General features: G+C 63.5%; 15 protein-coding genes and 1 riboswitch. Of the genes, 9 read left to right on the forward strand and 6 right to left on the reverse strand.

Annotation, left to right across the window (positions count from 1 at the left end; all coding sequences use genetic code 11):
• Positions 1-22 precede the first annotated feature (22 nt).
• From F758_RS0125005 to F758_RS0125030, 6 genes are all read left to right on the forward strand, one after another.
• Positions 23-565: a SixA phosphatase family protein gene (locus F758_RS0125005; protein ID WP_024510444.1), complete on the forward strand. Its 543-nt coding sequence runs from the start codon at positions 23-25 to the stop codon at positions 563-565.
• Positions 566-701: 136 nt separating this feature from the next.
• Positions 702-1127 (forward strand): universal stress protein, encoded by a 426-nt coding sequence (locus tag F758_RS0125010; protein ID WP_024510445.1) that lies wholly within the window; start codon positions 702-704, stop codon positions 1125-1127.
• A gap of 417 nt (positions 1128-1544) precedes the next feature.
• Positions 1545-3260: a pyrroloquinoline quinone-dependent dehydrogenase gene (locus F758_RS0125015; protein WP_024510446.1), complete on the forward strand. Its 1716-nt coding sequence runs from the start codon at positions 1545-1547 to the stop codon at positions 3258-3260.
• Positions 3261-3354: 94 nt separating this feature from the next.
• Positions 3355-3705: a c-type cytochrome gene (locus tag F758_RS48090; protein ID WP_245286587.1), complete on the forward strand. Its 351-nt coding sequence runs from the start codon at positions 3355-3357 to the stop codon at positions 3703-3705.
• Between the two features lie 38 nt (positions 3706-3743).
• Complete coding sequence (locus tag F758_RS0125025; RefSeq protein WP_024510448.1) at positions 3744-4514, forward strand: substrate-binding periplasmic protein; 771 nt, start codon at positions 3744-3746, stop codon at positions 4512-4514.
• Positions 4515-4653: 139 nt separating this feature from the next.
• Positions 4654-5424, forward strand: coding sequence for a sugar phosphate isomerase/epimerase family protein (locus tag F758_RS0125030; RefSeq protein WP_051387041.1), 771 nt, complete (start codon positions 4654-4656; stop codon positions 5422-5424).
• On the opposite strand, the gene F758_RS0125035 is transcribed toward F758_RS0125030, so the two are convergent.
• The 3 genes from F758_RS0125035 to F758_RS52040 all read right to left on the reverse strand — a co-directional run bounded on the left by F758_RS0125035 (position 5403) and on the right by F758_RS52040 (position 10216).
• A complete protein-coding gene (locus F758_RS0125035; RefSeq protein ID WP_084305648.1) occupies positions 5403-6920 on the reverse strand; it encodes a PepSY-associated transmembrane domain-containing protein in 1518 nt (505 codons plus the stop codon). The two genes, F758_RS0125030 and F758_RS0125035, sit on opposite strands and share 22 nt — an antisense overlap.
• 17 nt (positions 6921-6937) lie before the next feature.
• The gene (locus tag F758_RS0125040; RefSeq protein ID WP_502689178.1) at positions 6938-8929 is read right to left on the reverse strand and encodes a TonB-dependent receptor; all 1992 of its coding nucleotides are present in this window, start codon (positions 8927-8929) and stop codon (positions 6938-6940) included.
• Between the two features lie 720 nt (positions 8930-9649).
• Positions 9650-9848: riboswitch (cobalamin riboswitch) on the reverse strand.
• A gap of 233 nt (positions 9849-10081) precedes the next feature.
• On the reverse strand, positions 10082-10216 hold the full coding sequence (locus F758_RS52040) for a DUF1127 domain-containing protein (protein WP_245286589.1): 135 nt from the start codon (positions 10214-10216) through the stop codon (positions 10082-10084).
• 279 nt (positions 10217-10495) lie between these two features.
• Here F758_RS52040 and F758_RS0125050 point away from each other — a divergent pair, with 279 nt between their 5' ends.
• Positions 10496-11839, forward strand: coding sequence for an aminotransferase-like domain-containing protein (locus F758_RS0125050; protein ID WP_024510453.1), 1344 nt, complete (start codon positions 10496-10498; stop codon positions 11837-11839).
• A gap of 174 nt (positions 11840-12013) precedes the next feature.
• Here F758_RS0125050 and F758_RS0125055 read toward each other — a convergent pair whose 3' ends face one another.
• The gene (locus tag F758_RS0125055; RefSeq protein ID WP_245286588.1) at positions 12014-12610 is read right to left on the reverse strand and encodes a hypothetical protein; all 597 of its coding nucleotides are present in this window, start codon (positions 12608-12610) and stop codon (positions 12014-12016) included.
• 76 nt (positions 12611-12686) lie between these two features.
• Here F758_RS0125055 and F758_RS0125060 point away from each other — a divergent pair, with 76 nt between their 5' ends.
• The gene (locus F758_RS0125060) at positions 12687-13121 is read left to right on the forward strand and encodes a hypothetical protein (RefSeq protein ID WP_024510455.1); all 435 of its coding nucleotides are present in this window, start codon (positions 12687-12689) and stop codon (positions 13119-13121) included.
• A 6-nt stretch (positions 13122-13127) separates the two neighbouring features.
• On the opposite strand, the gene F758_RS0125065 is transcribed toward F758_RS0125060, so the two are convergent.
• Both F758_RS0125065 and F758_RS0125070 read right to left on the reverse strand, forming a co-directional pair.
• Entirely contained in the window at positions 13128-15530 is a 2403-nt protein-coding gene (locus tag F758_RS0125065; protein WP_024510456.1) for a bifunctional diguanylate cyclase/phosphodiesterase, read from the reverse strand.
• 117 nt (positions 15531-15647) lie between these two features.
• On the reverse strand, positions 15648-17051 hold the full coding sequence (locus F758_RS0125070; protein WP_024510457.1) for an MFS transporter: 1404 nt from the start codon (positions 17049-17051) through the stop codon (positions 15648-15650).
• A gap of 221 nt (positions 17052-17272) precedes the next feature.
• On the opposite strand from F758_RS0125070, the gene F758_RS0125075 reads away from it, so the two are divergent.
• On the forward strand, positions 17273-18502 hold the full coding sequence (locus F758_RS0125075; protein ID WP_024510458.1) for an MFS transporter: 1230 nt from the start codon (positions 17273-17275) through the stop codon (positions 18500-18502).
• The last annotated feature ends 92 nt before the right edge of the window (positions 18503-18594 follow it).

Below are 18594 nucleotides of genomic sequence, written 5' to 3' on the forward strand. Positions count from 1 at the left end.
ACCGAATCGAGATCTTAAGCCCATGCGCCGTTTGATGCTGCTGCGGCACGCCAAGACCGAATCCGATGCGCCATCGGGCCGGGATCAGGACCGCCGCCTCGAGGACCGCGGCCTGCGCGACGCCGCCGAGATCGGCGGCTGGATCGGTCGGCATCCGCCGTTCCCGGATTGCGTCTTGGTGTCGCCGGCCGTGCGCGCCCAGCAGACCTGGGACATCGCCTGGGCGGCCATGAAGGGGCTGGTCCCGCCGCCGCTGGTGGAATCGGTCCCGGAACTCTACGGCGCCGACGCGACCGAGCTTCTGCACGCCATTCGCATGGCCTCCGTCTCCGATCCGAAGCGGCTGATGCTAGTCGGGCACAATCCGGGCATGCACGAGCTTGCGCTGGCGCTCACCGGTGGCGGCGATGCTGCGGGTCGCAAGGCGCTGACCGACAATCTACCGACTGCGGGCCTTGCCGTCTTCGACTTCGCAACCGTGGATTGGGACGACGTGGGATTCCACCGCGGCAAGCTCGTGCTCTTTGTCAGCCCCAAACTGTTGAAGCAGGCCTCGAGCGACTAGCCGGCTTCGCCACCCGGATTTCCTGGAGCGTCACCGTCTCGGAAAACCGGTATCCACTTTTCCGGATCATGCTCTAAAGGCGGAGCACACCTACGCTCCATTCGTGCTAGTCTGGTCGGCACATACGGAGGCGCAGATGTTCAAGTCCATCCTCGTGCCGATCGATCTTGCCGACACCGATCTGGCGAAACCCGCCATCGCCACAGCGGCCACGCTGGCGAATACCTGGAACGGTACTGTGCGGCTGCTCAATGTCCTGCCGATGACACCGGTGATGCTGGCCGAGTATGTGCCGGCGGATTTCGACATCCAGCAGCGCCAGGCCTCGGAAGAGGCCCTTACGATCGTGGCGCGCGAGTCCGGTATCGAGCCGTCGCGGATCTCCACCGTGGTGCGGCAGGGCGGCATCTATCACGAGATCCTGGAAGAGGCCGCCGCCATCCATGCCGACCTGATCGTGATGACCTCGCACCGGCCGGCCATGCGTACCTATTTTCTCGGCTCCAACGCCGGCCATGTCGTGCGTTACGCCAAATGCTCGGTGCTGGTGGTGCGACATTAGAGATGACCACGTGAGGTGAACGGAGATCGGCGCCGTCTCGCCACATTCGGGCGTGATGATGCCGATCAAGCAAGCCCAAACTCGCTGCAGAGGAGCCTATTCGGGGCCGGGAGGCAGTTGGACGTGATGGCTGCAAGTACGTTACGCGCGCGGACGAGACGTCAGTGGCCGATTGTGCGATGCGCCAATCGGTATCCTCATCGTAGCGCAACAAGCGTGAACCTCGCCCCCAAAGAGCGCTCCGCGCTCGCCAGATGGCCATTGCAGCCCATGGCTGAGGACGCGCAAGCGTCCCCTCTGACAAAACGAAACCGGAATTGTCCCGACGCGCGGCACACGATCGCAGCGAGCGATCATGTGCCGCGCGTTAAGGCAATGCAGTGAGCAGTGCAAAAAACGAAATGGGAGGAAGTCGCTATGAAGGCATGGTGGAGCTATTTTTGTTTACCTGTTGCCGTGGCCGCGACGCTTGCAGCGCCGTCAGCCTTTGCCCAATCGGTGGATACTGCGCGCATTGAAGCCGGTGGCCAGAATGATTGGCTGACCTATCACGGTTCCTACAAGTCCTATCATTACAGTCCGCTGGCCCAGATCAACACCGGCAATGTCGGCGACCTCAGCGTTGCCTGGATTCATATTCCGGGACGGTCCACCCGGGGCCTGCAATCGATGCCGCTGGTCGCCGACGGCGTCCTCTACTACACGGGCTCCTATAGCCGGGTCTTTGCGCTGAACGGCGCCACCGGTGAGGTGATCTGGTCCTATTTCCCGGAACTGGACGAGGCGCTGATCGCGCGCCAAACCCACTCCCCCTATAATCGCGGCGTCGCGATCGGCGACGGCAAGGTCTATGTCGGCACCATGGACGGCCGGCTGATCGCGCTCGATATGAAGACCGGAAAAGTCGCGTGGGACACCAAGCTGATCGATTCCCAGAAGCTGACGGTCGGATTCACCGGCGCGCCACTATTTGCCAAGGGCACCGTCATCATCGGTGCGCAGGGCGGCGAATGGCCGGGCCGCGGGCCGATCTTTGCGGTCGACGCAGCGACCGGAAAGAAGAAATGGGAATTCCTCACGGTTGCCGGCACCGACGAAGCCATGAAGACCTGGGGCAGCGACTCCTGGCGCACCGGCGGAGGCGGCGGCTGGATGCCCGGCACCTACGATCCGGAGACCAACACCATTCTGTGGGGTACCGCCAACCCGGCGCCGCTCTATGATTGGTCGGGCCCCGACTACAAGACGCAGGGCGCGCGTCCCGGCGACAACCTCTATACCTCCTCGGTGCTCGGCCTCGACATCGATACTGGCAAGTTGAAGTTCTATCATCAGGAATTGCCGCACGATGCGTGGGATTTCGACAGCGCGGTCGGCGAATTCGTGATGCTCGATCGGGACGGGCAGAAGTATGTGGTGCATCCCAACAAGAGCGGATACATCTTCGTCTATGACCGCAATCTGGGTGTCAAGAACGTCTGGCGGATCACGCAGAACAGCAACTTCGTCAAGAACATCGATCCCAAGACGGGCGAGTTGATCGGCCGTCGCGACTTCACGGCCGGCAAGGTCTCCGAGCCCCTGTGCCCGCACATTTCCGGCGGCGTGAGCTGGAACTCCGGCTCCTACAATCCCAAGACGGGCCTTTACTACAAGCTCGGCCAGGAATGGTGCATGACGCTCGAGGTCATGAAGACGACTCCGATCGTTGCCCCTCAGGCCCAGCTCAACATCGGCGCCGACTTCAAGATCGCGCCGCCGCCGAGCGGCGAGATCTACGGCCATCTCGACGCGCGCGATCCCATCACGGGCGCCAAGAAGTGGGAAGTCCGCTTCCCCGAGCCGCCGCTTGGCAGCGTGCTGTCGACCGGAGGCAATCTGGTGTTCGTACCCGACTCGCGCGGCACCGTGCACGCCTATGATGCCGACAGCGGGACCGAGCTGTGGAACCATTCCGACGGCACCGGCCACCAAGGCGGCATCATCAGCTACGCCGTCAACGGCAAGCAATACATCGCGGTGGTTGCGGGCTTCGGCGGCATGGCGTCGGACGACTATGCGCCGACTTTCGGCGGCGTTTACAAGAGCATGCCGCGCGACGACGGCGCGCTCGTTGTCTACAGCCTGAAGTAAGGCGATCTCCGCGATACCGGCCGGGGAGCGGACACAAGGCCCCTCCCCGTGCCCTTTACGTCCTGATGTGCCTTTTTAAATGGACTTGCGCTTCATGAAATCGAACCTCGGCATCATGGTCTTGCCGTCGGCGCTGCTCGCAGCTTTGCTGGCATGCGCCGTGCCGGCGCGCGCCCAGCAGCCCCCCGCCCCCCCGTCCGAGAACGCACCCATGGACGTCGAGCAGTTGTTCGCGACGACCTGCGGCTGGTGTCACTCCGATGGCGGCCGCGCGGCCGGCAAGGGGCCGCAGCTCATGAACACACAGCGGGACGATGAGTTTATTCGCGACCGCATCAAGAACGGCAAGCCGGGCGCGATGCCTGCCTTCGGCGGAATGTTCACCGATGCGCAGATCGATGAGATCATCAAGTACATCCGGTCACTGAAGCCGCGCGAAGGATGAGGCGCCGCGTGCAAATCCGTTCGCGCGAGGGATACGGAATGACAAGAATCCTCCCGCTCGTGGTCGTCGCCGTCGTCATCGCGTTGATGGGGCCGACGCGGGCGCGATCGCTCGATAGCATCCGCTCATACGGAGAGATTGGGCTGTGCGCCCATCCCAACTCGCTTCCCTTCGCCAGCAAGGCGGGTGACCCTCCGGGATTTCAGATCGAATTGGCACGGGCACTCGCCCACGAGCTCGGCGTCTCCTTGCGGCTCGACTGGATCATCACACAGTACCAGATGCGGAGCGCCGGCTGCGACATCGTTCTGGATGTCATCGCCGATCGCGAAGCGCAAGGCGAGACCAATTTGCGGATATCAAAGCCCTATTACCGCACCGGCGTCGCGCTGGCCGTGCCGACCGACAGCAAGCTCACGTCGTTCAAGAGCCTCGACGCGCACACCAAGGTCGGGGTCCAGGTCGGGTCCGTCGCCGCGATGATCATCGGTCAGCGGCATGTGCCGACATCGACCTTCGGGTTCGAGGTCGACAGCCTGGACGCGCTCGCCAATCATGAGATCGACGCGGCGGCGGTGACGCCAACTGTGGCGAGCTATTACAATCTGACGCATCCGGACAAGGCGCTCCGCATCCTCGACCGAGACGAGAGCGTTGCGGACCTCAACTGGAATGTCGCCGTCGGCATGGTCCGCCCCGACGACAGTCTGCGCGATGCCATCAATCAAGCGCTGGAACGGCTGCAGGCAGACGGCACGATCGAGCGAATATACCGGCGCTACGGCGTCGTGCTGCAATCGCCGAGATAACTCACGCTCGCTGCGCGGCGCTGGAATCGAAAGACGCACTGAGGATCGACGCAAGACGCGATCCTCCTTGGCGAGGTCGAACTCGTCGATGCCCCTGAGCAGACGCGATTTCTTGACAAGCACCGCCGCGGCGACCGCGATGACAGCAGCCGCGGCGAAGGCTGCGGAGTTGCAGAGAATCGGACTTCAGCTCTACACGGTTCGCGACCCCCTGAAATCCGATTTCGAGAGCACGTTAAGGAGCGTTGCCCTCCTCGGATATCGTGAGGTTGAGTTTGCCGGCATCCTCGGACCCGACGTCAGGCAAACCCGTGAACTCCTGCGAGGCCTGGATCTCACCGCCCCTTCGCTGCACATCGACTATGTCAGCCTGCGCAATAATCCCCAGACGTCGTTCGATACCGCTATCGTTCTTGGCGCACGATTTGTCGTCTGCCCCTGGCTGGACCAGTCGCAGCGACAAACGGTCGACGACTGGAAGCGGATTTGTGAAGACTTGAACACCATCGGTGAATTGGCGACGCATTCCGGGCTGATACTGGCCTATCATAATCACGATTTCGAGTTCGCAGATTTGGCCGGTGGCGCCCGACCCTACGATCTGCTGCTCAGCCGCACCGATGAACGCTTCGTCAAATTCGAGCTCGATGTGTACTGGGCCAAGAAAGGCAACGTCGATCCCGCAAGCTTTCTAAGGGCACATCCATCGCGATTTCGCCTGGTTCATCTCAAGGACGTTGCAAAGGACGGATCGACCACCGAAATAGGCAATGGCACCCTCGACTTCGGTCAGATCATCGACGCTTCGTTGCAGAGTGGCGTGCAACATTTCTTCGTCGAGCAGGATTATTCGCCCGATCCGATGCGAAGCATAGCCGCGAGCATTGCCTACCTTCGCCATGGGAGATGACGCTGGCCCAGGGCCGCTTCCGAGGACTTAGGCGCGTAAAATTTGGTCTTCCTCGGACCCGAGCCGCGGCGCAGCCGTCGCCAGCCTATAACGACGCCGCTGGTCGACACGATCATTCCGATCAGCGACAACAGGAAGACCACGATGTCCCATGCCGGGCGGTGGCGTAGCAGCAGCGGAAAATCGAGGCTGTGCAGGCCATTGAACAGCCAACGATAAGCCCGCCGGCTGTTATCGGTCCGGCCGAGAATGTCGCCGTTGCGCGGATCCACGTGGAACCAGCTCTGAGCCGTGTCGTCAAAACCGACGCGCAACACCGGCAAGAGCCGCTCGCCGTGGTGCGGATACCAATAGGCGTCGAACTCATGCAAATGCACACGCATGGTCATCACGGCGCGCGGCAATAACCTGCTCGCGGCGGCAAAAATCTCGTCGTCGGAAAGCACCGTCGCAACGCCGCTTCCTGGATCGACCGTGGTCTGACGGCCATCACGATCGATGAGCACCATCAGCGGATGGCCTCCGACCCAAACGAAGCGGGCTTCGACCGCCCCGGGCGCTGGCATCGATTGAAAACTTGCGACGATCCGCGGCGCATCTTGCCCGGCATAGCGGACGGCCATGTCCCGGGTCGGGCCTCGGGACGAGAAATAGTCACCAGGGTTGAGCGACAGCCAGCCGCTGAACATCCAGGTCAGGACGAAGATGCCGCCGATCAGCCCGGCGATGTGATGCCAGGCCATCCAGCCGCTATAAGGCGTGACCGTGCCGCGGGCATAATGCTTGCGCAACCGCAGCCGCAGGACGCCGATCCAGAAGCCGGTGACCGCGACGACGAGGCCAATCCCGGATATCCAGAGCACCGTTTGCCGCCAGATTGCCCCATCCTGGCGCAGAACCGTGGGATAGATCCAGTGCGGGATCGAGCCGAGCCAGTTCCAAATCCGCTCCCGTCGCGTGGTGTCGAGCGCAAGTTCGCCGGTCCGCGCCGAGACGTAAAGCTCGGTTCCGTCCTCGTCTCCGAGTGACACCAGAAACAGCGGCCGGAGCGGATCGTAGCGCGCCGTGACGCTCCATTGATCGCGCGCGACGGTGCCGATCATTTGCGGATGAACGGCATTCGGATGATGGCTTGCGATCGCCAGCGCCTGTTCGGGCGTGATGCCGTCGATCGGGCGACCGTCCACCGCCGATATCGTTTTGTGCGCGCCATCCCAGTCCAGCAGCCGGTAGACAGGCGCGTCGTCCAACATGACGAGACGCAGATCGCGCGGGTAGCTGGCGACACCGGCGATGGCCATGGCGCGATCGGGCGCCACGAGCACACGGTCCCAGGCGATCGTGGGCAGCGCCGCCCAGCGCTCCCGATCCGTGAGCTGCGGGAAAGCCACGTACATCATGACCACGCCCGAGACGAACCACATCGCGAACAGCAGGCAGGTCGCGATGCCGATCCAGCGATGGACGATATAAAGCCATCGCCGCCCTTTCCGCATCAGCGTACGGCGCACGGTCAGAATTTCACATTGACGGACAATTCCGCCGTGCGCGGCATGCCGAGCAGCCATTGTCCGGCGTAAGGCGCCGAGGTGGCATAGATCGTGTCGAACAGGTTGTAGACGCGAACCGCGACCGTCGTTCGCTCGTCCGGCTTCCAGCGCAGCCCGCCATTGACAACGGTGTAGGCCGGGCGAAGCTGGGTGTTCGCGTTGTCCGAAAATGTGCGGCCCACGATCTGCACGCCGCCATAGACCGACCAGTTGGAAGCGAAGTCCCAGGTCAGCCACACGTTCGAGACCTGCTCCGGCACGTTGATCGGAACGTTGCCGGCGTAGCTGACGATCTGCCCACCCACCACTTGGCTGAAATTGTCGTATCGCGCCCGCAGCAGCGCGAGATTGGCATCGACGCGCCAGCCGTCATTCAGCGCCAGCCCGATCGACGCCTCGATACCGCGCGACGATTGCTGGCCGACTTGCAACGCCAGGCCGGCCGGACTGTTAGGATCCGGGACCAGCAGGTTGTTCTTGACGATCTGATAGCCCGCCAGCGTCCATTCGCCGCGACCGCCCCAGAACGACTGCTTGACGCCGACCTCGGTTTGTTTGCCGGTGGCGAGCTGGAAAGTCTTCTGGGTGGCGGACAGTGAGATCAGATTGGTGACAGGATCGACGGCCGTCGCATATTGCCCGTAAAATGCGAGATCCGTGACCGGCGTGTAGACCACGCCGGTGCGCCAGCTCGTACCCGAGAGCGAGCTTTCAAAGCTGTTTGCGGGAGTTTTGTAATCAGTACGGTCGACCTCGGGGCGGTCCAGCCGCACGCCGCTCACGACCGACAACTGATCGGTCAGCGACAGCCGGTCCTCGGCAAACAGGGCATATTGATTGACGATCGCATTGTAGCCGGGAGTGGTCGGCGTCGTCGTGGCCCAAAACGAGCCCATATCGATGCCATACGGGCTGACCGAAGATGCGCCGCGATAGGGCGAATTGTTGGTGTGGGTGAAATCGACCCGGTTGACGTCGAAGCCCGCGACGAACTCGTTCGCAAGGCCCAGCACGTGACCGCGAAACGTCGCGTCCATCCGGTTGCCGACCTGATCCTGGTCGTGGAAGATCTCGATGTAGTTGGTGCGATTGACCATTTGTGTCGCGGCATTCCAGGTGTAGCTCTCGACATCGCGCCAGTGCCGATGGCTGGTCAGGTAGTAGAGCGTATCCCGAACGCTGATGCCGTCCGCCACGTCCCATTCGGTCTTGAACTGAGTCCAGTTGTCCTGATAGCGGATCGCGCTGTCGATCACGTTGTAGTTCTTGAACCGCAGCGCGTCATCGATCGACCCGTTGATCAGCGGCGTGCCGAAATAGCGCGACGGGCTTCGGTCGCCGTAGTCGTTCGAAAGCGTGAAAGCGAGATTGTCGGCGGCCTGCACCCGCACTGCGGCGGAGATCGCCAGATTCGACGTCTTGTCGCGGTCGACCCAGCCGTCCGACATGTTGCCGGTGGCATTGATGCGATAGGAGACGTTGGGATTGATCGGGCCACCGCTGTCCACCGCGAGGCGTCGCGTCATATTGGTGTCGAGCGACACCTCAGCGTCGTTGTAGGACGTCGTGATCGGCTTCTTGGGGATCACGTTGATGATGCCGCCGATCGCACCTTCACCGTAGAGCACCGAAGCCGGCCCGCGCATGACCTCGATGCGATCCGCCGACCAGGTATCGAACGGAAACGTCACGGTTCCAGCGCCGACATAGAGGCGCGTGCCGTCATAGAGCGTCATCACCGAATTGCTTCCGGTGAAGCCGCGGGTGCTGAACGAGAGGCCGCCATTGCCGGGAGCCGGGCTTGCAGTGAAGCCCGCCGCGTTTTGGGCGACCGCATCGGTCACATTGTGCTGGCCGCGGTCTTCGATGGTCTGCGACGCAATCGTCTCGACACTGGCGGGGGTCTGCAGCGGAGTGAGGTTGAGACGGCTCCCGCTCGTATTCCGCCGGGTCAAATTCAGTGTCGAAGATGAGATGTCGGCTCCCGCAACTGGGAGCGCAGCGCCAGACGTTGCCGCCGGTTTTGACTGCGACCGCGAGGCTCCGGCTGAACGCTTGCCGTCAGGGCGAGCTGGCTTCACCGCGGGTTTTTGCGACGGGCTGACTGTAACCGGCGGCAAGATCTGAGCCGAATCGGATTGCTGCGCCTTGGCAGGATAAATCCCGAACAGCAAAGCTGGGACAAGGAAGTCAAAAGCGAGCAAGCCGATACGCGATCGGCTTGCGATAAAAGCAACAGAGAACACGGGTAAACCTCGGCATGACGGCAGTGGCACGTCACAGCGAACGAGGTCTCGCCTCGACCATGCGCGGTCCGCCAGTGCCGTTCCATTTCTTCCTTCTTTGTATCCTATATGTAATGTTATAACATTACAATGCTGTGGAGGACCGACGGAACGGCTGTTGTTAAGCGGGTTGACCGTGAGTGTGGGTGGGACGTGGGGCAAATGGGATTGCTGCGCCTTGCAGAGCAGATTCCCAACGGCAGAGCTGGAATAAGGTAGCTAAAGGCGAGCAGGCCGGCGCGCAGCCGCCTTGCGACAAAAGCAACGAAGAACACGAGTGGACCTCGGCATGACGTCAGTGGCACGTCACAGCGAACGAGGCCTCACCGGCGCATCATCAGGCTACGCCAAGTGAAAACAATGTCTGTACTCCCCGACCGACATTTTCGCGTGTGACCACGGCTGACGGCAGGTCTCCTGGCTCGCGGGTCCTAACCTTGCGTCGCCTTCCCAGGACCGAGATTCCCAGTGGCCTATGACGAAAGATTCGCCGCTTACAGTTGCGGGGGCAGCCGCGGCATGAGGGATAGACCCCGCACCGCATTCCCTTTTCATCCCCGTGAGGGGAACCGTCGTGATCATCTAGAAGCTTGGCGAAGCCGGAGTCAATCGGGGCATTGCTGATCTCACAGCCGTTACGGAAACTGGCGCAGCCGTTCTGGACCGACCATTGATCCGCACATCGCGCCGATCCGCCCAAGAGCCGCGTCGCCTCGATGGAATGCACTGCTTTTGCTGCGTTCTCGCAAAGGAGTCACGAAGAGGCTTGCGTCGTTGTGACGCACTGTCGTTGCTCCTGCCCGCGCAAACAGCCGGCCGCCTTCATCCCGGCCATCGCCTCAGCTTTCCGTTGATCACGTCCTCGATCTGAGAACGCAACAGCCCGATGTCGCGGAGCTCGCGATCGTCCAGCTCCTGCAGCGCCTTGATCGTGGCGCGGCGGTGCGAGTGAGTCATCACTGCCTGTAGCCATTCTGCGAGCCATCGCAGAATTTTGCTGAATGAGTCATCGCGCGCGGATCCGGCGGCGGCTCTGGATGTCATCGACACTTTTCTTCTCCGGCTCGTCGCCGCGCAAGGCAAAGCGATGCCGTCGGCGCAAGCGCCGGTGCACGCCCCTGCGCCTTCATTGACCTCGGATCACATGCGCAATCCTCGGTGCAAACGCGGCTTGATGCCGCCTAGATGATCTCGTAAATGTCTCGGTGCAAGAAAAACATTGCTCTCGGTGCAATAATGTCGAAGTTTGATTACCTGAGGCTTGCCGATGTCATTGCCGCCGAGATCGCCAGCGGCACGCTCAAGCCCGGCGATCGCCTGCCGCCGCAGCGCAGCTTCGCCTATGAGCGCAAGATCGCAGTCTCCACCGCAAGCCGCGTCTACACGGAGCTGTTGCGTCGCGGACTGGTGGTCGGCGAAATCGGCCGCGGCACTTTCGTGTCAGGCGACGCGCGCCGCGGCACTGCCGCGCCGGCCGACCCACACGGCGCGCGCATCGATCTGGAATTCAACTATCCGCTGCTGCCGACGCAATCGGCGATGATCGCCAAGAGCCTGCAAGGAATGGAGCGGCCGGACGTCCTCGACGTCGCGCTGCGGCCGATCGCCAGCATCGGGACTTCCACGGCGCGCGCGGTGTCCGCGCAGTTTCTCGCACGCAGCGGCTGGACACCGAACCCGGACCAAATCGTGTTCACGGCCAATGGCAGGCAATGCATCGCGGCGGCACTGGCTGCCATTGTGCCGACCGGCGGACGTTGCGGTGTGGAAGCTCTGACCTATCCCTTCGTGAAGGGCATCGCCGCGCGGCTTGGGATAACATTGGTGCCGCTGGCGATGGATGACGACGGCGTCCGTCCCGATGCCGTGCAAAAGGCTCACCGTGAAGCGCGGCTATCCGCGCTCTACATTCAACCCGTCATTCACAATCCATTAGGGATAACCATGCCGCCCGCGCGCCGCGCCGACTTGCTGCGCGTCGTCGAGAAGCTCGGCCTGCCCGTGATCGAGGATGCGGTTTACAGCTTTCTCGACGACGATGCACCGCTTGCCGCGCTTGCGCCGGAGTCCTGCGTCGTGCTCGACAGTCTTTCGAAGAAAGTCGCGCCGGGACTGGCGCTGGGCATGATCGTCGCGCCGCCGCGCTTGCGCGAAAGCATCATGGCCTCGGTACGATCAGGCGGATGGACCGCGTCCGGCTATGCGCTCGCTGCCGGCCAGCAATTGATGGACGACGGCACCGTGGCGGAGCTGTCGCGGCTCAAGCGCATCGATGCGACAAAACGCCAGCAGCTCGCCGCCAAATGCCTTTCCGGATTCGATATCCAGGCGAACGGCAGATCCTATCATCTTTGGCTGACGCTGCCCTCGCATTGGCGATCGCAAACCTTTGTCGCCGCCGCGGCCCGCCGCGACATCGCCCTGACACCGTCGACGACCTTTGCGGTCGCGCCGGGACATGCTCCCAACGCCGTCCGCCTCGCGTTGGGCGCGCCGACCATCGAGCAGCTGGAAACGGGACTGCAGACCTTGGCGGGCGTGCTGAACGCGCGGGAGGAGGATTTTGACTCGACGGAATAGCCGCCGCTCGCCGCTTACGGCAGTCGGTGAATCGAGACACGCGCGCACAACCTGCGGCGTCATTGCGAGCGCAAGCGAAGCAATCCAGTGTCTTTCCGCGGATACACTCTGGATTGCCTCGTCGCGTTCGCTCCTCGCAATGACGAGCGAGAGTGATCTCGCCGTGTTGCCGGCCTACGGCAGCAGCCTTTCCGGAATCCGATCGAACGAATAAGCGAGCGGGCGGTTGCGCCTGATGAAGCCGCCGACCTGCCAGGCGAACAAGGCGGCAAAGCCGACGATGAAGGCCGCGCCGGCAAGTTCGCGCATGGTGATGGCGCGGACGAGAAGACCCGCCATCGCGATCGCGACCAAGGCCACCAGCCCCAGCGCAACCGCATAGGCCTGGCGCGACAAGCCGCCGGTCAGCGCGGCGCGGCTCCCTGCGTCAGCCATTCGCGCATGCAGCTCATGAATGAAGATGCGATAGTCTTGATCCTGCGGCGCCATCAAGGCCGAGGTCTGCCAGCTCGTGGAGAGGATCGTGATGCGCCCGCCGCCGATGTGACGGACATCCGCACGAAAGCGATGCGCCTGCATCGACACCGGGCGAAAGGACAACCGGATCGCGGCGATATCGCCGTAAGCCCAAGCACCCGACCTGCCGGCCAGCCGCCAGGCCAATCCCGCATCGGTCAGCTCGAATTGATGCGCGCCGCCGATGAGCGAGGCCTTGTAGGCGTAACGAATCGGCGGAGCGCCCGGCGCGGCGTTGATCGCGGCTTTCTGCAATGACGACTCCGACAAAGAATAAAGAATCAAGCGCGTCGCCTTGCGGCGCAGCTCCGCTTTATCTTACAAATGGCGCATGGCTGAAGCGACCTATTTTCCACGTCACCTGGTGCTCGCCGGTGCATTGGTCTCGGGCGTGCTGCTGGCGCTCGCCGTGCACATGCTGGGCGCACGTTACGGGCTCGATCTCGGCGGGCTCTGGCGAACCGATACGCGCGACTTCATGCCGGCGGGATCGGCGGTGGCCTGGTGGCTGATCGCAACGGTCGCCTTTTCCAGCGGCTATTTCGTCGCAATGCTGATGCACCGCGCGGCCTCGGGGCAACTGCCGGAGCGGATGCGGCAGTTCCTGATCGCGATCGCTGTGCTGGTGCTGGCGGGCGCCGGGCAAGCGGCGTCCGCGCCGTCTCCGGTCCCGACCGTTTTGGGCGTGCTGGCTGGCCTTGCCGCACTCTGCCTCGGCGCGGTGATGGCGTTTTGCGGAGCGCATTTCGCGCTGCGCAGGATATAATCCGCCTCAGGCTACGGCGCTTTCCCGTTCCGCGACCAGCATTCGTTTCATTTCCTGAGCGGGACACGGCCGGCTGAATAGATAGCCTTGCGCCTGTGTGCAGCCCTCGCGGCGCAGGACTTCCAACTGCCCCATGGTCTCGACGCCCTCCGCCGTGGTCACGATCCCGAGGCTGCGACCAAGCCCGGTGACCGCACGAACGATCGCCATCGAATCTTCGCGCGACGTCAGCTCCTCCACAAAGGAGCGGTCGATCTTGATCTTGTCGAAGGGGAAACTGCGCAAGTAGCTCAGCGACGAATAGCCGGTGCCGAAGTCATCCAGCGAGATGCGCACGCCTTGCGCGCGCAGCGCGTGCAGGGTCGCGAGCGTGGCCTCGCTGTTCTGCAACAGCACGGATTCGGTGATTTCGAGCTCGAGCCGATGCGCGGGCAAGGCCGACGACTCCAGCGCCGCCATCACCGAGGCCAGCAGGTTGGGATTTTTGAACTGGACCGGCGAGAGATTGATTGCGACAACGATCTCGGCCGGCCATTCCATCGCGTCCTTGCAAGCGGCGCGCAACACCCAATCGCCGATCGGGAGGATCAGCCCGGTCTCCTCTGCGAGCGGGATGAAACTGGCGGGCTGCACCCAGCCACGCAGCGGATGCTTCCAGCGGATGAGTGCTTCACACCCGACGACCGTATCCGCAAGCACATCGCGGATCGGCTGGTAATGCATCTCGAACTCGCCGCGCGACAGCGCCGCCCGCAAGTCCAACTCCAGAAGGCGCCGCGCCTGAGCGCGGGCGTCCATGCCGGCTTCGAAGAAGCGGTAGGTACCGCGGCCATCCGCCTTGGCGCGGTAAAGCGCGAGATCGGCCTTCTTCAAGAGCTCGTCCGGGTTCTTGCCGTCGTCAGGCGCGAGCGAAATGCCGACGCTGACGCCGATCAGGAGCTGGTGGCCGCCGATATCGTAGGGTGCGGCGATGACCTCGACGATGCGGCTCGCCAACGACACCGCCGGATTGGTTTCGCCGGCGTCGCATAGCTGCACGATGGCGAATTCGTCGCCGCCGAGCCGCGCCACCGTGTCTCCTTCGCCGATGCATTGGCTGAGCCGGCGCCCGACCTCGATCAGCAGGGCGTCGCCGGTCGGATGGCCCAGGGAGTCATTGATGTCCTTGAAGTGATCGAGATCGAGGCAGAGCACCGCGAGCTGATCGCCGCGCTTCGCAAGCCGCAGCGCCTGTTCGAGCTGTTCGCGGAACAGCGTCCGGTTCGGCAGATTGGTCAGCGCGTCATGGCGCGCCATGTGGGAAATCTGCGCCTGCGCGCGTTGCCATTCGGTGATGTCCTCGTAGGTCGCGACCAGTCCCCCGCCCTGCATCGGCTGGTGCACGATCCGGATCGATCGGCCGAGCTGTTCGATAACCTTGGTCACCACCCGCCCGGTGCGCGCTTCCGTGATCAGGTTGGCGACAAACTCGTCCGCGTCGCCCTCCCAGCGGCCGGTCGCCTTGAGCTCGCGCAGGACATCGAGCAAAAGCCGCCCTTCCAGTTTCAGATCGCCGCGCCCCATCATTTTCAGATAGCGCTCATTGCACAGGAGAATGCGCCCTTCCGCATCGAACATGCACAGCCCCTGCGACATGTTCTCGAGGGCGCCGTCGAGCAGCACCTTCTGCCGGCCCAGCGCCCGCTTGGCGCGGCGATCCATCGATGCGGCGAGCAGCGAGATCCCGAGAATGACGAGGGCGGCGCCCGCGACCAGGAACGAGAGGATGGTCGGCGAGATCGACAATGTATCGCCGGCGAGCGTCGGATCGGGGATCAGCGTCACGGCGCCCATGGCGGTGAAGTGGTGTGATACGATCGCAAGCGTAAACAGCAGCCCTGCGATCAGGTTGCGGAGGTTGCTTTCGCGACCGGTCGCCACCGCAAGCGCGAGAGCGCCGAGGACGCAGCCCAGCGCGACGGAGACGGCGACCGTTGCCATGTCCCAGGTGATGCGCGCCGGCAGTTGCAAAGCCAGCATGCCGGTGTAGTGCATCGCGGCGACGCCGAGGCCAACAATGGCGCCGCCGATCATGGCGCGCGACTGCCGCGCCGCGGAGAGCGCGATGCCAAAACCGAAGCCGGTGACGAGGATCGCGAACAACAGCGACAGCGTCGTCACGCGGATGCTGTAGCCCGTGCCGACACCGGGATCGTAGGCCAGCATGGCGATGAAATGGGTGGCCCAGATTCCGCAGCCGCTAATGGCCGCCTCCAGCACCAGCCAGACGAGACGCGTCGAGTTCTGCGAGGCCCTGGCGCGCTGGAACAGGCTGATCGCAACGCTACTGGCAAGAAAGCAGACGGCACCTGCCAGCGCGACGAGCCGCCAGTCATGCTCCGTGCTCAAACAGGTTAGTACTTTGTACATGCCAAGACCAAGATCCCTCTTGGCCATAGCAAGCGCGGAGCCCGATACGATCTGGTTAATGGCGAAGGCTTGGTTCGGGCGATGGTGAACGATTGCTTGAGCAGCGCGCTCGTGCGGCTAGCTCGTCGAACGCGCTGCGAGCCAGATCGCGGCTGCCGCGCCGAGCAGCACCGCGGCCGAGATCATCAGGGAAGCATGCGCACCCGCAATGAAAGCGCCGCGTCCTGCGACGAGTGAGCCGAACAGCGCAACACCGAGCACGCTGCCGGTCTGGCGCGTCGCGTTCAGAACGCCGGCGGCAATGCCCGAGCGCGGCTTCTCCACGCTGCCGAGCAAGGTCGACGTCAGCGGCGGCACCAGGAGGCCGAGCCCGCAACTTATCACGACGAGCTGCAGGCACATCGCAAGATAACTCGTGCCGGATGCGATCCCAAGCAGCGCAAGGCAACCGGCGGCCGACAGCGTGGCGCCGGCCGCGATCGTCGCCGGCGCGCCGATCCGCTCTGCCACGCGCGGCGCCAGCAGGTTGACCGGCAACACCGCGCCGAGCATCGGCACGAAGGCAAGGCCGGTCGCGAACGGCGAAAAGCCATTGACCTCCTGGAAGTAGAGGCTGAGCACGAAGATCAGGCCGTAATAGGCAACATTGACGAGCAGGCCGACCAGCGCGGTGACCGCGAACATCCGATGGCGAAACAGCGACAGCGGCAGCATCGGCTGGCTTGCGCGCGCCTCCCGCCAGACGAACAACAGGCCGATGACGGCAGCGCTGACGAAGCCCGCGATGACGAACGCGTTGTCGAAACCCAGCGCGCCGCCCCCGATCAGCGCGCCGGCAAGGCTACCCAGGGCGGCGATCGCGGCAAGTTGGCCGGGCAGATCGATCTCGTGTTGCCGATGCTGCGTCGTCTCGTCGGCGTAGCGAAAGGTCAGCCACAGCCCGATGAGGCCGATCGGCAGATTGACCAGGAAGATCGCGCGCCAGCCGACCAGTGCGATCAGGCCGCCGCCGACAAAGGGACCGGCGGTCAGGGCCACGCTTGCGCCGGCGGCCCAAACGCCGACGGCCCGGCCGCGCGCCTTCTCATCCGCATAGGCGTGGTTCAGCAGCGCCAGCGAATTCGGCACCAGGATCGCCGCGGCAAAGCCCTGCACGCAGCGCGCAGCGATCAGACACGCCGCGTTCGGCGCGGCCGCGCAGGCGAGCGAGGCCAGCGTGAAGATGGCAAAACCCGCCATGAAGACGCGCTTTGCGCCGATACGGTCGCCGAGCGCGCCTGCCGTCAGAATGAAGGCGGCAAAGGCGATCGTATAGGCACTCACCACCCACTGCAGCTCGGAGACGCCGCCGCCGAGCGAGGCCGAGATGCTGGCGAGCGCGGTGTTGACGATGGTGATGTCAAGCTGCACCACGGCGTAGCCAAGGCTCATGGCGGCAAGTGTCAGCGAACCCGAGCGGCGTGAGGGTTGCGCCGAAGGTTCCGAAGCGCAGCTACGCAGGTTCAATAATGCACTTCGCATAATTCACAATCTGCGGGACGAACGCGGCATATAGGCTTGCGTTTCGCCACGACGCTTCGCTTTCGGTCGAAGTGTTCCTGCGTTATGGGACGATCTCTTCGTCCTCGCTCGCTTGAGCCCGCAGCGCTCAATTGCCTGGCGTTCGCGCGCGCTAATTGCGGGAACGCGCCACACAGCTTCGAGTTCTGTGCATGTGGTTCGCCCAGCCGCGGAGAAACCTGATGACATCCGCTGACACTTCTCGCATCGCGCGCTCGCATGCAGGAATCGGAGTTGGCCGCTCGGCAGCTATCACAATGGTCGCCGCCATGATCGGCGCGTTGTTCGCCGGCAGCACCGTCGTCACGCCGCTGTACGTGATGTACAAGCAGGCCTTCGGCTTCTCGCAAATCTCGCTTACGCTGATTTACGCCGCCTATGTGATCGGAAACCTGGGCGCGCTGCTGCTGTTCGGGCACCTCTCCGACCGGGTCGGCCGCCGGCCGATGGCTATAGCCGGCATGGGGCTTGCGATCGTCGGCGCGCTGGTGTTCCTGTTCGCGCGCGGCATTGGCTCACTCTATATTGGGCGGATCCTGAGCGGCCTTGCGATCGGCATCGGCGCCGGAACCGGAACCGCCTGGCTCGCAGAGCTGATCGGAGAGGAGAGCAAGTCCCGCGCCACCGTGATTGCAACCAGCGCGAACTTCACTGGCCTTGGCATCGGTGCACTCCTCGCCGGACTGCTGGCCGAATATGCCCCATGGCCCCTGCAATTGCCCTATGTGGTGTATCTGGTGGCGCTCGTTGCGATCGCGGCGCTGCTGTGGCTTCCGCCCGAGACCGTCACCCGACCGGCGCGATCGATACGGGATATATCAATCCGGCCGCGCGTTTCAGCGCCGCCCGAGATACGCGCCCAATTCGTCGCACCTGCGGTCACCGGGTTCGGTGCGATGGCGCTTGTCGGCTTCTACGCCGCGTTGGCGCCCACACTTCTCGCCGAGCACCTGCAGGTGAGCAATCACGCGGTTGCCGGCGCGGTCTTTCTGGAGCTCGCGGTGGTCGTTGCCTGCACGATCGTCACGACGCAATCGCTCTCCAGCCGAATCGCGATGCTGACAGCGCTCGCACTGATGCTGCCAAGCGTCGGCGTACTGGTCGCCGCGCAGCTCGAGCGATCGATGCCGGTCCTCATCTTCGCCACCGCGGTGTGTGCCGTGACCGCGGGCCTCGGCTATCGGGGCAGCCTGCAAGTGGCGAACCAGATCGCTCCGCAAGACCGGCGCGCCGAAATCGTCTCGAGCTATTTCATCTGCGGCTTCGCGGGCAACGCACTGCCGGTCATCGGCATCGGCGTCATCTCGACGTTCGCCGGATCGACCGCCGCCAGCCTCGCCTTTGCCGCGATGATCGGCATTTTTGCGCTGACGGCGCTCTATTTCGGGTGGCGCTATCGGCCCAGCGAATGACCGCGATCATCGCTTCGATCAGAACAAATCGGCTCGTGACAGACGAAAGACGCCGCGCAGGAGCCCTGCGCGACGTTTTGTCTCAATCCGTA

The organism is Bradyrhizobium sp. ARR65, from assembly GCF_000472385.1.
Taxonomy (GTDB): Bacteria; Pseudomonadota; Alphaproteobacteria; order Rhizobiales; family Xanthobacteraceae; genus Bradyrhizobium.

What these genes read in the sequence shown, in the direction of transcription:
- F758_RS48090 (WP_245286587.1), top strand. Translation starts at nt 3,355, where the DNA reads ATGAAATCGAACCTCGGCATCATGGTCTTGCCGTCGGCGCTGCTCGCA.
- F758_RS0125060 (WP_024510455.1), top strand. Translation starts at nt 12,687, where the DNA reads ATGGCTGAAGCGACCTATTTTCCACGTCACCTGGTGCTCGCCGGTGCA.
- F758_RS0125050 (WP_024510453.1), top strand. Translation starts at nt 10,496, where the DNA reads ATGTCGAAGTTTGATTACCTGAGGCTTGCCGATGTCATTGCCGCCGAG.
- F758_RS0125010 (WP_024510445.1), top strand. Translation starts at nt 702, where the DNA reads ATGTTCAAGTCCATCCTCGTGCCGATCGATCTTGCCGACACCGATCTG.
- F758_RS52040 (WP_245286589.1), bottom strand. Translation starts at nt 10,216, where the DNA reads ATGACTCACTCGCACCGCCGCGCCACGATCAAGGCGCTGCAGGAGCTG.
- F758_RS0125025 (WP_024510448.1), top strand. Translation starts at nt 3,744, where the DNA reads ATGACAAGAATCCTCCCGCTCGTGGTCGTCGCCGTCGTCATCGCGTTG.
- F758_RS0125015 (WP_024510446.1), top strand. Translation starts at nt 1,545, where the DNA reads ATGAAGGCATGGTGGAGCTATTTTTGTTTACCTGTTGCCGTGGCCGCG.
- F758_RS0125035 (WP_084305648.1), bottom strand. Translation starts at nt 6,920, where the DNA reads ATGCGGAAAGGGCGGCGATGGCTTTATATCGTCCATCGCTGGATCGGC.
- F758_RS0125070 (WP_024510457.1), bottom strand. Translation starts at nt 17,051, where the DNA reads ATGCGAAGTGCATTATTGAACCTGCGTAGCTGCGCTTCGGAACCTTCG.
- F758_RS0125075 (WP_024510458.1), top strand. Translation starts at nt 17,273, where the DNA reads ATGACATCCGCTGACACTTCTCGCATCGCGCGCTCGCATGCAGGAATC.
- F758_RS0125005 (WP_024510444.1), top strand. Translation starts at nt 23, where the DNA reads ATGCGCCGTTTGATGCTGCTGCGGCACGCCAAGACCGAATCCGATGCG.
- F758_RS0125030 (WP_051387041.1), top strand. Translation starts at nt 4,654, where the DNA reads ATGACAGCAGCCGCGGCGAAGGCTGCGGAGTTGCAGAGAATCGGACTT.
- F758_RS0125065 (WP_024510456.1), bottom strand. Translation starts at nt 15,530, where the DNA reads ATGTACAAAGTACTAACCTGTTTGAGCACGGAGCATGACTGGCGGCTC.